Annotated in this window: 14 protein-coding genes; 12 read left to right on the top strand and 2 right to left on the bottom strand. The window is 68.5% G+C overall.

The features are described 5' to 3' along the window. Positions 1–26: 26 nt before the first annotated feature. From A5745_RS21535 to mnmA, 5 genes are all read left to right on the top strand, one after another. A complete protein-coding gene (locus A5745_RS21535) occupies positions 27–983 on the top strand; it encodes an electron transfer flavoprotein subunit alpha/FixB family protein (protein WP_076063289.1) in 957 nt (318 codons plus the stop codon). Positions 984–1134: 151 nt separating this feature from the next. Then, positions 1135–1983 carry a GNAT family N-acetyltransferase gene (locus A5745_RS21530; RefSeq protein ID WP_076118752.1) on the top strand — a complete coding sequence of 283 codons (849 nt, stop codon included), beginning with the start codon at positions 1135–1137 and terminating at the stop codon, positions 1981–1983. Next, on the top strand, positions 1980–2813 hold the full coding sequence (locus A5745_RS21525) for a 1-acyl-sn-glycerol-3-phosphate acyltransferase (RefSeq protein ID WP_076063285.1): 834 nt from the start codon (positions 1980–1982) through the stop codon (positions 2811–2813). Before A5745_RS21530 ends, A5745_RS21525 begins: the two co-directional genes overlap by 4 nt. Positions 2814–2854: 41 nt before the next feature. Beyond that, entirely contained in the window at positions 2855–4060 is a 1206-nt protein-coding gene (locus tag A5745_RS21520; RefSeq protein ID WP_076118749.1) for a cysteine desulfurase family protein, read from the top strand. Further along, positions 4057–5133 (top strand): tRNA 2-thiouridine(34) synthase MnmA, encoded by a 1077-nt coding sequence (mnmA, locus tag A5745_RS21515; RefSeq protein WP_076118746.1) that lies wholly within the window; start codon positions 4057–4059, stop codon positions 5131–5133. Before A5745_RS21520 ends, mnmA begins: the two co-directional genes overlap by 4 nt. Here the strand turns inward: mnmA and A5745_RS21510 are convergent. After that, positions 5130–5765 carry a sensor domain-containing protein gene (locus tag A5745_RS21510; RefSeq protein WP_170874523.1) on the bottom strand — a complete coding sequence of 212 codons (636 nt, stop codon included), beginning with the start codon at positions 5763–5765 and terminating at the stop codon, positions 5130–5132. The genes mnmA and A5745_RS21510 overlap by 4 nt on opposite strands. Positions 5766–5874: 109 nt before the next feature. Here A5745_RS21510 and A5745_RS21505 point away from each other — a divergent pair, with 109 nt between their 5' ends. The 7 genes from A5745_RS21505 (at position 5875) to A5745_RS21475 (ending at position 14066) form a co-directional block, all read left to right on the top strand. After that, on the top strand, positions 5875–6903 hold the full coding sequence (locus A5745_RS21505) for a methionine synthase (protein WP_076118743.1): 1029 nt from the start codon (positions 5875–5877) through the stop codon (positions 6901–6903). A 64-nt stretch (positions 6904–6967) separates the two neighbouring features. After that, positions 6968–7459: an SRPBCC family protein gene (locus A5745_RS21500; RefSeq protein ID WP_076118741.1), complete on the top strand. Its 492-nt coding sequence runs from the start codon at positions 6968–6970 to the stop codon at positions 7457–7459. Further along, positions 7456–7779: a helix-turn-helix transcriptional regulator gene (locus A5745_RS21495; RefSeq protein ID WP_076063276.1), complete on the top strand. Its 324-nt coding sequence runs from the start codon at positions 7456–7458 to the stop codon at positions 7777–7779. The genes A5745_RS21500 and A5745_RS21495 overlap by 4 nt, the downstream gene beginning before the upstream one ends. Before the next feature lie 62 nt (positions 7780–7841). Further along, entirely contained in the window at positions 7842–9938 is a 2097-nt protein-coding gene (ligA, locus tag A5745_RS21490; protein WP_076118739.1) for an NAD-dependent DNA ligase LigA, read from the top strand. A gap of 36 nt (positions 9939–9974) precedes the next feature. Further along, positions 9975–10583, top strand: a complete 609-nt coding sequence (locus tag A5745_RS21485; RefSeq protein WP_139329719.1) for a TetR/AcrR family transcriptional regulator — start codon at positions 9975–9977, stop codon at positions 10581–10583. A gap of 133 nt (positions 10584–10716) precedes the next feature. Beyond that, the gene (locus A5745_RS21480) at positions 10717–11163 is read left to right on the top strand and encodes an MmpS family transport accessory protein (protein ID WP_205866323.1); all 447 of its coding nucleotides are present in this window, start codon (positions 10717–10719) and stop codon (positions 11161–11163) included. Further along, positions 11160–14066 (top strand): RND family transporter, encoded by a 2907-nt coding sequence (locus A5745_RS21475; RefSeq protein ID WP_076118735.1) that lies wholly within the window; start codon positions 11160–11162, stop codon positions 14064–14066. Before A5745_RS21480 ends, A5745_RS21475 begins: the two co-directional genes overlap by 4 nt. A gap of 1 nt (position 14067) precedes the next feature. Here the strand turns inward: A5745_RS21475 and A5745_RS21470 are convergent, their stop codons facing one another. Beyond that, the gene (locus A5745_RS21470; RefSeq protein WP_076063265.1) at positions 14068–14724 is read right to left on the bottom strand and encodes an amino acid-binding protein; all 657 of its coding nucleotides are present in this window, start codon (positions 14722–14724) and stop codon (positions 14068–14070) included. Between the last annotated feature and the right edge of the window lie 90 nt (positions 14725–14814).

Genomic DNA, 14814 nt, shown 5'->3' with positions numbered 1-14814 from the left:
ATCCAACGAGAAGAGCGATATAACCCATGGCTGAAGTATTGGTGCTCGTCGAGCACGCCGAAGGCGCCCTGAAGAAGGTCACCTCCGAATTGATCACCGCCGCCCGCGCGCTGGGTGAGCCGGCCGCCGTCGTTGTCGGCGCGCCCGGCACGGCCGCGCCGCTGGCCGACGGGCTGAAGGAGGCCGGCGCCGCCAAGATCTACGTCGCCGAGTCCGACGCCGTCGACAACTACCTGATCACCCCGACGGTCGACGTGCTGGCCGCGCTGGCCGAGTCCAACGCGCCCGCCGCCGTGCTGCTGGCGGCCAACGCCGACGGCAAGGAGATCGCGGGACGGCTGGCGGCCCGGATCGGCTCCGGTCTGCTCGTCGACGTGGTCGACGTCAAGGAGGGCGCCAAGGCCACCCATTCCATCTTCGGTGGAGCGTTCACCGTGGAGGCGCAGGCCAACGGCGACACCCCGGTGATCACGGTGCGGGCCGGCGCCATCGACGCCGAGCCGGCCGCGGGCGCCGGCGAGCAGGTCACCGTGGAGGTGCCGGCTCCCGCCGAGAACGCCACCAAGATCACGTCGCGCGAGCCCGCCGTCGCCGGTGACCGCCCGGAGCTGACCGAGGCCACCATCGTGGTCTCCGGTGGCCGTGGCGTCGGCAGCGCCGAGAACTTCAACGTCGTCGAGGCGCTGGCCGACTCGCTGGGTGCTGCGGTCGGGGCGTCACGCGCCGCCGTCGACTCCGGCTACTACCCGGGCCAGTTCCAGGTCGGCCAGACGGGCAAGACGGTTTCTCCGCAGCTCTACATCGCGCTGGGCATCTCCGGTGCGATCCAGCACCGCGCGGGCATGCAGACGTCGAAGACCATCGTCGCGGTCAACAAGGACGAAGAGGCGCCCATCTTCGAGATCGCCGATTACGGCGTGGTGGGCGACCTGTTCAAGGTCGCCCCGCAGCTCACCGACGCGATCAAGGCCCGCAAGGGCTGACGGCCCCACCGAGTTAACCAACGGCCCCGCGGATTACCCCGCGGGGCTGTTGTTTTCGCCACTATTTCTGCGACATTTCGTCACCTGACGTGCACCGACACGTCACAGCGGCGATGCCGATCGGTACATCGACTGCGCGACGTTGTTTCCCATGAGCATTGCTTCTGTCCTGATAGCCGGCGACCAGCCGGAGGCGATCGGTTCGTCTGGACCGCGCTACTCGCTGCTGTTGGCCACCGACCCCGATTCGATCGAGGCGGCCCAGCGGCTCCGCTACGAGGTGTTCACCAGCACGCCGGGCTTCGCGCTGCCGGCCGCCGACCACGTCGACGCGGACCGCTTCGACGAGTACTGCGATCACTTGCTGGTCCGCGACGACGACACCGGTGAGCTGGTGGGTTGTTACCGGATGTTGGCGCCGGCCGGGGCCATCGCGGCCGGTGGGCTTTACACCGCAACGGAATTCGACGTGCGCGCCTTCGACCCGCTGCGGCCGTCGCTGGTGGAGATGGGGCGCGCCGTGGTGCGCGACGGTCACCGCAACGGCGGCGTGGTGCTGCTGATGTGGGCGGGCATCCTGGCCTACCTGGACCGCTACGGCTACGACTACGTGACGGGGTGCGTGTCGGTGCCCATCGGCGCCGAATCGGACGGTGACGTCCCGGGCAGCCAGCTGCGCGGCGTCCGGGACTTCATCCTGAGCCGGCACGGCGCGCCGGAGCGGTACCGCGTCGAGCCGCACCTGCCGGTGCGCGTCGACGGGCGGGCCCTCGACGACATTCCCGCGCCGCCGCGGCCGTCGGTTCCGGCGCTGATGCGTGGCTACCTGCGGCTGGGCGCGCAGGTCTGCGGCGAGCCGGCGCACGATCCGGATTTCGGCGTGGGTGACTTCTGCGTGCTGCTGGACAAACGACGGGCCGATACCCGATATCTCAAGCGGCTCCGGTCGGTGTCGGCGGCTTCTCAAATGGCGGATGAGATGGCCGGCGGCGCACGATGACCGCCGCCCACGCCTGGCTGCCCCGCGCGACGTGCGATAGCAGCTGCGTGGGTGTGGGTACCGCGTCGTCGTCGCGGTGGCGGGTGGTGCTGCGGGTGACGCTTCGCGTCCTGTTGGCGGTGCTGCTGGCGCCCGGGGTACCGCTGGCGCTGGTGCCGCTGCCGGGCCAGCTGCGGGTGCAGCGCTTCTATTGCCGCGCGGTGCTGCGCTGTTTCGGGGTGCGGATTCGGGTGTCGGGCAGCCCGATTCGCAACCTGCGCGGGGTCCTGGTGGTCAGCCCGCACATGTCCTGGCTGGACGTCTTCGCCATCGGTTCGGTGTTGCCGGGGTCGTTCGTCGCCCGCGCGGACATGTTCACCGGACCCCTGGCCCGCATGCTCAAGATCATCCCCATCGAGCGGGCCAGTCTGCGACGGCTGCCCGAAGTGGTAGACACCGTCGCGGATCGGCTACGTGCCGGTCAAACCGTGGTGGCCTTCCCCGAAGGCACCACCTGGTGCGGCGTCGCCTGCGGTTCCTTCTATCCGGCGATGTTCCAGGCCGCGATTGACGCCGGCCGCCCGGTGCAGCCGCTTCGGTTGACCTACCACCACGCCGATGGCGCCGTTTCCACCGCTCCCGCGTTCGTCGGCGACGACACCCTGTGGCGGTCGATCTGCCGGTTGCTCACCGTGCGCCGCACGTGGGCGCACGTTCACGTCGAATCCCTGCAGCTACCGGGCGCCGATCGGCGGGCGCTGGCCCGCCGCTGCCAGTGGGCCGTGGGCGTCGGGGTGTCGCGGCGCGCGGGGCAGCAGTCGGGTCGGGGACACGTGCTGGTGGCTTCCTAGCTTCGGGGCCGCCCTGGCCTGCAGGTATCGTGGGGCGGGTCATGGTCTATCTCGATCACGCCGCCACGACCCCGATGCACCCCGCTGCCATCGAGGCGATGACGGCTGCGCTGGCCACTGTGGGCAACGCCTCCTCGCTGCACACCAGCGGCCGGGCGGCGCGGCGCCGGGTCGAGGAGTCGCGCGAGCTGATCGCCGAAAAGCTGGGCGCGCGTCCATCGGAGGTGATCTTCACCGCGGGCGGCACCGAGAGCGACAACCTGGCCGTCAAGGGGATCTATTGGGCCCGGCGGGGAGCCGAGCCGCGCCGCCGGCGCATCGTCACCAGTGAGGTCGAACACCACGCCGTCCTCGACTCGGTGAACTGGCTCGTCGAACACGAGGACGCCGAAGTGACCTGGCTGCCCACCGCGCCCGACGGGTCGGTGTCGGCGGCCGCGCTGCGCGAGGTGCTGACCCGTAATGACGACGTCGCGCTGGTGTCGGTGATGTGGGCCAACAACGAAGTCGGCACCGTGATGCCGGTCGCCGAACTCGCGGCCGTCGCAGCCGAATTCGGCGTCCCGATGCACAGCGACGCCATTCAGGCGGTCGGGCAGCTGCCCGTCGACTTCACCGCCAGCGGGCTGTCGGCGATGAGTGTGGCCGCACACAAGTTCGGCGGTCCGCCGGCGGTCGGGGCGTTGCTGCTGCGGCGGGACGTCACCTGTGTACCGCTGTCGCACGGCGGTGGGCAGGAGCGCGACATCCGTTCCGGCACACCCGATGTGGCCGGCGCCGTCGGAATGGCGGCGGCGGCCCGCATCGCGGTGGACGGACTCGCGGCCAACGGTGCGCGGTTGCGAACGTTACGCGATCGCCTGGTCGAGGGCGTACTCGCGGGCATCGACGACGTCGTTGTCAACGGCGCCGCCGACCCGTCCCCCGCAAGCGGGAGGTACCCCCTGCGGCTCCCCGGCAACGCGCACTTCACCTTCCGCGGCTGTGAGGGCGATGCGCTGCTGATGCTGTTGGACGCCAACGGGATCGAGTGCTCGACCGGTTCGGCGTGCACCGCCGGTGTCGCGCAGCCGTCACACGTGCTGATCGCGATGGGCGTCGATCCGGCCAGCGCGCGCGGCTCATTGCGTCTTTCGTTGGGGCACACCAGTGTTGACGCCGACATCGACGCCGTATTGGGGGTGCTGCCGGGCGCGGTGGATCGGGCCCGGCGCGCCGCCCTGGCGGCGGCTGGAGCGGGTCGATGAAGGTCCTCGCCGCGATGAGCGGTGGCGTGGACTCGTCGGTCGCCGCCGCGCGCATGGTGGACGCCGGGCACGACGTGGTCGGCGTGCACCTGGCGCTGTCCAGCGCGCCCGGCACGCTGCGCACCGGCTCGCGGGGGTGCTGCTCGAAAGAAGACGCCTCCGATGCGCGGCGAGTGGCTGACGTGCTCGGAATCCCGTTCTACGTATGGGATTTCGCGGACCGGTTCAAAGCGGATGTGATCGACGATTTCGTGTCGTCGTATGCGCGTGGGGAGACCCCCAACCCCTGCGTGCGATGCAATCAGCGCATCAAGTTCTCGGCGCTGTCCGCGAGAGCCCTCGCGCTCGGCTTCGACACGGTGGCCACCGGGCACTACGCCCGGTTGTCGCAGGGTCGGCTGCGTCGTGCCGTCGATGGGGACAAGGACCAGTCCTACGTGCTGGCCGTGCTGACGGCCGAGCAGTTGCGCCACGCCGCATTCCCGATCGGCGACACCCCCAAGCCGCAGATCCGTGCCGAGGCCGCGCGCCGTGGCCTGGCGGTTGCCGACAAGCCGGACAGCCACGACATCTGCTTCATCCCGTCCGGCGACACCCGCGCGTTTCTGGGGGAGCGCATCGGGGTGCGCCGCGGCGCGGTGGTCGACGCCGACGGCGCGGTGCTGGCCACCCACGACGGCGTGCACGGTTTCACCATCGGCCAGCGCAAAGGCCTGGGCATCGCCGGGCCGGGACCCGATGGCCGCCCGCGCTACGTGACGGCCATCGATGCCGACACCGCGACCGTGCACGTGGGTGCGGCCGACGATCTCGATGTGGTTGCGCTGCGGGGGCGGGCGCCGGTCTTCACCGCGGGGGTGCCATTCGCGGGTCCCGTCGAGTGCGCGGTTCAGGTGCGCGCCCACGGCGAAACCGCCGGTGCGGTGGCTGAATTGGTCGGCGACGAACTCGACGTGCGGTTGCGTACCCCGTTGCGCGGCGTGGCGCCCGGCCAGACGCTGGTGATGTATCGCCCGGACCCCGGCGGTGACGAGGTGCTGGGCAGCGCCACCATCACCGGCACCCGCGGCTAGCCCGGCACGTTGGCGACGATGTTGGTCATCACGATGTCCGACACCGTCTGCGGGAATCCGCAGAACGTGACCTCTAGCAGGGCCACCGACAGCACCCGGTAGTCGCGACCGCAGCCGCCGGGCCGCATCTGCAGCGAGTTGGCGTCGGCCTTCCACTCGCCGACGAACATCTGGCCGGCCACGCCGTCCGCGCAGTTCCCGACGGTCTTCACCAGCGCGCCGAACGCGCCCCGCGCTCCGTCGGCGTCCCGATAGGCCGCCGCGCCTTCGGAGATCAGCGCGCCGTCGGGCGGGTCCTGGAAGGTCGTCTTGTGGAATTCCTGGATGTCGGGCCCAAACGTCGCCGTCTCGGCGAACAGGAACCGGCACTCCCGCGGGGTGGTATTGGCCAACGCGTCGATGTCCACCGGGGACGTGTCATCCATCGTGGGGATGATCGTCAGGTGCTGGCCGGCGCCGGTAATCGCTTGCATGCGTGGCTGGTCCAGCAGGATGGTGTCGACGTTGACGCCCTGCACACCCCGGTGGGGGGCGCCGAATCCCGGCACCGCGGTGCCGCCGACCACCCGGGTGCACGCCGCGATCAGCAACGCCGCGCCGCACAACAGCAGCGGGCGCGCCAATCCCCGGATCTGCGACACCGTTTGCACGTACCTCTCTCGCTCGAACCTACTCGACCGGCCCCGTGGCAGACACCCCCTGGCCGGCGTCCCGCGACGCGAGGTCGAATACGGTTGCCGGGTGAGTGTTTTCGGCACCGCGTTCGCCAGGGCCAGCGGCGTCGGGTCGTGGCCCGGCATCCAGGCCCGGCAGGCCGCCGAGGTCGTCGTCGGTGAGCTGGCGGACGCGCTGGCCCACATCGTCGAGTTGCCGGCCAGGGGAGTCGGTGCCGACACGCTTGGCCGCGCGGGCGCACTCCTGATCGACGTGGCCATCGACACGGCGCCGCGCGGCTATCGCATCGCCGCGCGGCCCGGCGCGGTGACACGCCGGGCCGTCAGCCTCCTCGACGAGGACATGGACGCACTGGAGGAGGCGTGGGAGACCGCGGGCCTGCGCGGCGCTGGCCGCATGGTCAAGGTGCAGGCGCCCGGCCCGATCACGCTGGCGGCCGAGCTCGAGCTGGCCAACGGCCACCGGGCGATCACCGATTCCGGCGCGGTGCGCGATCTGGCGGCCTCGCTGGCCGAAGGCGTTGCCGCGCATCGGGCGGCGCTGGCGCGGCGGCTAGACACGCAGGTCGCTGTCCAGTTCGACGAACCGTCACTGCCGGCGGCGTTGGGCGGGGAGCTGAGGGGGGTGACCGCGCTGAGCCCGGTAGCCGCGCTCGACGAGGCGGTCGCCGGGTCGCTGCTCGACACGTGCGTCGCGGCGGCGGGCGCCGAGGTGCTGGTACACAGCTGCGCACCCGGATTGCCGTGGAATCTGTTGCAGCGCAGCACTATTGGCGCCGTATCGGTGGAAGCCGCCACGTTGCGGGCGGCGGACCTGGACGGCGTCGCGGCATTCGTCGAGTCGGGACGCACCGTCATGCTCGGGGTGGTCCCCGTGCGGCAACCGGACAAGAAGCCGTCGGCGGAAGAGATCGCCGCCGCGGTCGCGGCGGTGACCGATCGGCTCGGATTCGGCCGCGCCGCGCTGCGCGACCGCATCGGCGTCACCCCCGCCTGCGGCCTGGCGACGGCCACGCCGCAGTGGGCCCGGACCGCGATCGAGCTGGCCCGCAAGGCCGCCGACGCGTTCGCCGAAGACCCGGACGCGATCACATAGGCAACCAATTGGTTGCATATCGCACGACCGTGTGCTGAACTGAAAGGCAACTAGGAGGTTGCATATGAGTACGGATCGGATTGAGAAGCAAACATTGCTGCGAGCACCGCTGGACCGCGTGTGGCGGGCCATCGCTGACGCCGAGGAGTTCGGGCGCTGGTTCGGTGTCCGCTTCGACGGGCCCTTTGTCGAGGGCGAGCCCGTCGGCGCGACGATTACCCCGACCACCGTCGACGAGGAGGTCGCCAAACGCCAGCAGCCGCATGCCGGGACCCGCTCCACCTGGCAGATCGTCGCCATCGAACCGCAGCGGCGGTTCGCCTACCGCTGGCATCCGTTTGCCGTCGAGCCGAACGTCGACTACGACCGGGAACCGACCACGCTGGTCGAGTTCGCCCTGTCGGAGACGCCCGACGGCGTGCTGCTCACCATCACCGAATCCGGTTTCGACGCCATCCCCGAGACGCGGCGCTTCGCGTCGTACGACGCCAACTCCGAGGGCTGGGGGATCCAGGCCGACCTGGTTCGCAGATACGCCGAGGGCCTGCGGGTGTGACCGCGCAGCTTTCGGTGGGCGCGCCGGTTTTCGACGCGCTCGGGGACCCCAACCGACTGCGCATCATCGTTCGGCTCTGCGATCTCGGTCCGAGTTCGACATCGCAAGTCATCAGCGTCATTCCGGTCACCCGGCAAGCGGCCAGCAAGCATCTGCAGCTGCTTGAATCGGTCGGTTTGGTCGCCAGCAGCCGGCGGGGTCGCGAGCGCATCTGGACCGTGCAAACCGAGCCGCTGGCCCGGGCCAGTGACTACCTGAACCAATTGTCGCGGCGCTGGGACGCCGCGGCGGACCGGTTGCGGGCTTTCGTGGAGGACTGAACGGGCCGGTGCTCGCCAAAGGCGTCGCAGACGCTGTCATCGCCCTTCGATAGCCTGCGGAGGTGAGCTCGCCAGAAGACGACCCCGTCCCGCCCGAGGTACGGCGCCAGTGGCGTGAGCTGGCCGACGAGGTGCGCGAACACCAGTTCCGCTACTACGTGCGCGACGCGCCGATCATCTCCGACGCGGAATTCGACGAGCTCCTGCGGCGGCTGGCCGCACTCGAGGACGAGCATCCCGAGTTGCGCACGCCCGATTCGCCCACCCAGCTCGTCGGCGGCGCGGGGTTCGCCACGGATTTCACCTCGGCTGAGCATCTGGAACGGATGCTGTCCCTGGACAACGTGTTCAGCACCGAAGAGTTCGACCTGTGGGCCGCCCGGGTCCGCGCCGAGGTGGGCAACGACGTCCCGTTCCTGTGCGAGCTCAAAATCGACGGTGTCGCATTGGCTTTGGTGTACCGCGATGGCCGCCTGGTCCGCGCGGCCACCCGCGGCGACGGGCGCACCGGCGAGGACGTCACGCTCAACGCCCGCACCATCGACGACGTCCCGGAGCGGTTGACGGCCCGCGACGGCTATCCGATACCCGACGTCCTCGAGGTGCGCGGCGAGGTGTTCTTCCGGCTCGACGATTTCGAAGCCCTCAACGCCGCACTGGTCGAGGACGGCAAGACGCCGTTCGCCAACCCGCGCAACAGCGCCGCGGGCTCCCTGCGCCAAAAGGACCCCGCGGTCACGGCCCGGCGCAAGCTCCGGATGATCTGCCACGGGGTCGGGCACGCCGAGGGATTCCGGCCGGCCACCCTGCACGACGCGTACCTCGCGCTGGGGGCGTGGGGCCTGCCCGTCTCCGACCACACCACCCGGGTCGAGGACGCGGCCGGCGCCCTCGAACGCATCGCCTACTGGGGCGAGCACCGTCACGACGTGGATCACGAAATCGACGGTGTCGTAGTCAAAGTCGACGATGTGGCGCTGCAGCGCAGGCTCGGTTCCACGTCGCGGGCGCCGCGGTGGGCGATCGCCTACAAGTATCCGCCCCAGGAGGTGCAGACCGAGCTGCTCGACATCCGGGTCAACGTCGGCCGCACCGGGCGCGTCACACCGTTCGCGTTCATGACGCCGGTCACCGTCTCCGGATCCACGGTCGGTCTGGCCACACTGCACAACGCCGCCGAGGTCAAGCGCAAGGGGGTGCTGATCGGCGACACCGTGGTGATCCGCAAGGCCGGCGACGTGATTCCCGAAGTGCTGGGCCCCGTCGTCGGCCTGCGCGACGGCTCGGAACGCGAATTCGTCATGCCCACAACGTGTCCCGAGTGCGGCACCACGCTGGCTCCGGCCAAGGAGGGCGACGCCGACATCCGTTGTCCCAACTCACGCTCCTGCCCGGCGCAACTGCGGGAGCGGGTGTTTCATGTCGCCGGTCGCGGCGCCTTCGACATCGAGGCGCTGGGATACGAGGCCGCCATCGCGCTGCTGCAGGCCGGAGTGATCTCCGACGAGGGAGACCTGTTCTCGCTCACCGAAGACGACCTGCTGCGCACCGAGTTGTTCACCACCAAGAGCGGCGCGGTGTCGGCCAATGGCAAGCGGCTGCTGGCCAACCTCGCCAAGGCCAAGTCGCAACCGCTGTGGCGAGTGCTGGTCGCGTTGTCCATCCGGCACGTCGGCCCGACGGCCGCGCGCGCGCTGGCAACCGAATTCGGCGATCTGCAAGCCATCGAAGGGGCGTCGACCGAACAGCTGGCCGCCGTCGAGGGCGTGGGACCGACGATCGCCGCCGCCGTCACCGAGTGGTTCACCGTGGACTGGCACCGCGCGATCGTCGACAAGTGGCGGGCCGCCGGAGTGCGGATGGCCGACGAGCGCGACGCCAGCGTGCCGCGCACGCTGGAAGGCCTGACGATCGTGGTTACCGGCTCGCTGCCGGGCTTTTCGCGTGACGACGCCAAGGAGGCGATCGTGTCGCGCGGCGGCAAGGCCGCCGGTTCGGTGTCGAAGAAGACCGACTATGTGGTTGCCGGCGACTCGCCGGGATCCAAATACGACAAGGCCGTCGAACTCGGCGTGCCGATCCTCGACGAGGACGGGTTTCGCCGGCTGCTGGCGGACGGACCGCCCGTAGGGGAGGAAGCCGCCGAATCGGCGCAGTGAGGGTACGGTACTGGACCGTACAGCCCCGACGGGCCTATTGTGTGCGCTATGGCCCAGGCTGCCGATCGGTGTGGCGACGCATCACCGTGGTCGCCCCGCGAAGCCGAGTTGCTTGCGGTGACTTTGCGGCTGCTGCAGGAGCACGGCTATGACCGGTTGACGGTGGACGAGGTGGCCAGCGCCGCCCGCGCCAGCAAGGCCACCGTGTACCGACGCTGGCCGTCCAAGGCCGAACTGGTGTTGGCCGCCTTCATCGAGGGCGTCCGTCAGGTCGCGGTCGCGCCGGAGACCGGCACGTTGCGGGGCGACTTGCTACGGCTTGGTGAGGTCTGCTGTCAGGAGACACGCCAACTCGCCAGCACGATCCGCGCGGTGATGGTCGAGGTGTCGCGCAACCCGGCACTCAACGAGGTGATGCAACGCCAATTCATCGATCAGCGCAGGGCCTTGATACGGCACGTGCTGCAACAGGCCGTTGATCGTGGCGAGATCGCCCAGGAGGCAATCACCGACGAACTCTGGGACCTACTGCCCGGCTATCTCATCTTCCGGTCCATCATGCCGGGCCGGCCGCCCACCCGTCGCACCGTGCAGGTTCTCGTCGACGACGTCCTCATCCCCGGGCTGACCCGACCAGGACGATAAATGTGTACGCTCGCGTCTCTTGTGCAGTACGGTTCAGTACCGTACTGTCATAGCTATCCATCGACCGCGGAGCGCCGGCAACCGCCTTAGCATCGAGGTCGACCGTATCGCCCGATGATCGAAAGGCTAACGGGTGAAGGGGATTTCGATTGCTACCGTCGTCAGACGCGGCTGGATGGTCCTGGTCGCCGCGCTGGTGGTCGCCCTCGTGGGATTTGCCATTTATCGCCTGCACGGAATCTTCGGCTCGCATTACAACACGACGGCCAATAGCGGCCTCGCCAACGAGATCGTCCCGTTCAACCCCAAACAGGTGGTCCTCGAGGTCTTCGGCTCGCCGGGCGCGATGGCCACCATCAACTACCTTGACGTCAACGCCCAGCCGCAGGAAGTCAAAAACGCACCCCTGCCATGGTCGTACACGATCACCACGACCGAGCCCGCGGTCGTGGGCAACGTTGTGGCGCAGGGAAATGGCGACACCCTCGGCTGCCGCATCACCGTCAACGGGGAAGTCAAAGCCGAACGCACCGTCAACAAAGTCGACGCCTACACCTTCTGCCTGGATAAGTCTGGATGAGCAACCATCAACAGTCGCGCCCCCGGGTGCCGCACACCATCCGCCGGCTTGCGCTGCCGATCCTGTTGTTCTGGGTGGCGCTGGCCGCCATCACCAACGTTGCGGTCCCGCAGCTGGAAGACGTTGGTAAAACACACAATGTGGCGCTGAACTCGCCCGACGCGCCATCGCTGAAGGCGATCAAGCGCATCGGCCAAGCGTTCCACGAGTTCGACACCGACAGCTCGGCGATGATCGTCCTCGAGGGCGACAAGCCGCTCGGCGCGGACGCCCACCAGTTCTACGACGCGATGATCCGCAAGCTCGAGCAGGACAAGAAGCACGTCGAGCACGTCCAGGACTTCTGGGGAGACACCCTGACCGCGGCCGGATCCCAGAGCACGGACGGCAAGGCCGCCTACGTCCAGCTGTTCCTCGCGGGCAATCAAGGCTCGGCATTGGCCAATGAGGGCGTGGGCGCCGTGCGCGACATCGTCGAGCACATGCAACCGCCGCCGGGCGTCAAAGCCTATGTCACGGGCGCGGCGCCGCTGATCTCCGATCAGTTCGACGTCGGCAGCAAGGGCACCGCAAAGGTCACCGCGATAACCATCGGCGTGATCGCGGTGATGTTGTTCTTCGTGTATCGCTCCATCCTCACGACGCTCCTCGTGCTCTTCACGGTGCTCATCGAAATGTCCGCGGCCCGTGGGCTCGTCGCGTTTCTCGGCAACGAAGGAATAATCGGGCTGTCGACGTACGCGACGAATCTGCTCACGTTGCTGGTCATCGCCGCCGGAACGGACTACGCGATATTCTTCGTCGGCCGCTATCAAGAAGCGCGCGGCTCCGGCGAGGACAAGGAAACCGCCTACCACACGATGTATCACGGAACGGCCCACATCGTTTTGGGTTCGGGCCTCACCGTTGCCGGCGCTGTGGCTTGCCTCAGCTTTACCCGGCTGCCCTATTTTCAAAGTCTCGGAATCCCTGCCGCGCTAGGCATTCTCGTCGCGCTACTCGCCTCGCTTACCCTCGGCCCGGCCGTGCTCACCCTGGGCGCCCTGGTAGGCATCTTCGAGCCGAAGCGCGCGATGAGAACCCGGGGATGGCGGCGGATCGGCACGGCCATCGTCCGCTGGCCCGCTCCCGTCCTCACCGCGGCGTGCGCGTTGGCCCTGGTGGGTCTGCTCGCGTTGCCCGGCTACAGGACGAGCTACGACACCCGCCCCTACATGCCCCAAAGCGCACCGGCCAATGTCGGTTACACCGCGGCCGAGCGCCATTTTTCCCGCGCCAGGCTGGAGCCCGAATTGTTGATGGTCGAAACGGATCACGACATACGTAACCCGGCCGACATGCTCATCCTCGACCGGGTGGCCAAGGCGGTGTTCCACGTGCCGGGCGTCGCGCAGGTCCAGACCATCACCCGCCCTCTGGGAACGCCGATCGACCACAGCTCGCTCGCCTTCGTGGTCAGCAATCAGAGCGCGGCCCAGCAGCAAAACCTCACGTACCAGCGAGAGCGAGCGGACGACCTACTCAAGCAGGCCGGCGAATTGTCGAAGACGATCAACATTTTGCGGCAGCAGTACGTGCTGCAGCAGCAGCTGGCCGCCGCCACCCACAGCGAAACCCAAAGCTTTCACGACACCGTCGACACGATCAGGGACCTGCGCGACAAGATCGCGAATTTCGACGACTTCTTCAGGCCGATCCGTAGCTATTTCTATTGGGAAAAGCATTGCTTCGACATCCCCGCCTGCTGGGCGATCAGGTCCGTTCTGGACGCCCTGGACGGCATCGATCAGCTCACCGAAAAATTCGAAAACCTCACGGCCACTTTGGACAAGCTCGACGAGCTGCAGCCGAAACTGGTGGCCCTCATACCGCCGCAGATCGACAGCCAGGAGACCAATCGCGCATTGACGTTGGCGAGCCATGCGACGCAGTCCGGTATCAACGCGCAGACGCAGTCCGCGATCGACAACGCGACGGCGCTGGGGCGTGCGTTCGATGCCGCAAAGAACGATGACAGCTTCTACCTGCCTCCGGAGGTTTTCGACAATCCCGATTTCAAGCGCGGGCTGAAACTGTTCGTCTCGCCCGACGGCAAGGCGGCCCGCATGATCGTCACCCATGACGGCGATCCCGCCACGCCGGAAGGCATCTCACATATCGACCCGATCACCAAGGCCGCGCACGAGGCCCTGAAGGGCACACCCATGGCCGGCGCCAAGGTCTACGTCGGCGGCACCGCGGCCACGTACAAGGACATCCAGGACGGCGCCAAGTACGACCTGATGATCGTGGCACTCGCCGCGCTCAGCCTCATATTGCTGATCATGATGATCATCACGCGCAGTCTGGTCGCCGCGCTGGTCATCGTTGGGACGGTAGCGCTTTCGCTGGGCGCCTCCTTCGGGCTTTCGGTGCTGGTCTGGCAGTACATGTTTGGGGTCAAGCTGTACTGGGTGGTGCTCGCACTGGCCGTGATCTTGCTGCTGGCCGTGGGATCCGACTACAACCTGCTGTTGATCTCGCGATTCAAGGAAGAGATCCGTGCCGGGTTGAAGACCGGGATCATCCGGGCGATGGCCGGTTCCGGGTCGGTGGTCACCTCCGCGGGCATCGTCTTCGCCGTCACCATGTGTGCGTTCGTGTTCAGCGGTTTCCAGGTCCTCGGTCAGATCGGGACCACGATCGGCCTCGGCCTGTTGTTCGACACGCTGATCGTGCGTTCCTTCATGACACCGTCCGTCGCAACGCTTTTGGGTCGCTGGTTCTGGTGGCCCCAACGGGTGCGCCCGCGCCCGGCCAGCACCATGCTGCGGCCATACGGGCCGCGTTCGGCGGTACGTCAATTGCTGCTGTGGGAGGACGGCGACCCGGCCGCGCCCAAATCCCCTGCGATGGCTCGATAATTCAGCGCAACATGGTGGCCACGATTCCGGCGAGGTAGCCCAGCCGGGCCACCTCCGAGGGCCGGAACTCGGGGCCCGGACGGCCCAGCACCACCGCGGTGTGCGGATCGCCCAACGGCGCGGCGACCATCGTGGTGTCCATCTCGCGCCATGCCTGCGGCACCCACTCGGCGTTGCCGTCGAGCGTCACGGCCCGCTCGATCGGCAGCCACGGCGCCGAATCCGCTTTGGTTTCCGGAGCGCCCGGGCTGGCCGCGAGGCGATGCAGCTCGCCATCGGAACCCCGCACCACCGCGCACCAGCTCACCCGTAGCACCTTGGGCGCCCCGTCGACCAGAACCTGCAGCCGGGACGCGTTGTCCGCGGCCGCGGCGACATGGTCGAGCAGCTCCAGCTCGCGGTGCGCTTCCAGCAGGCCGGTGTGCGGACGCACACTCTCCACCCGGACCCCGGGCAGCGATTCGGCGGCGGTGATCAAGGTGTCGGGCATTGCCCCGAGCGGCAGTTCGATGACCAGGTCGTCGGTCGCGTAGCCCGAGCTGCGCTCCACCACGTCGAGCGACAGAATGTCGGCGCCCACCGAACCCAGCGCGACCGCCAGCGAGCCCAGGCTACCCGGGCGGTCCAGCAGCTCGATGCGCAACAGATACGACGGCACGCGCCCACTTTGGCACAGCGGGGCCGCGGCGGCATTTCGGCCGGAGAGGCCGACCGGCTCGAAAGCGGGAGGTCCGCGCCTAGGTAGGCT

The organism is Mycobacterium sp. IS-2888, assembly GCF_001954215.1.
GTDB lineage: Bacteria > Actinomycetota > Actinomycetes > Mycobacteriales > Mycobacteriaceae > Mycobacterium.
The sequence above is the reverse complement of the archived record's forward strand: the minus strand, read 5'-3'. Positions and strand labels throughout refer to the sequence as shown.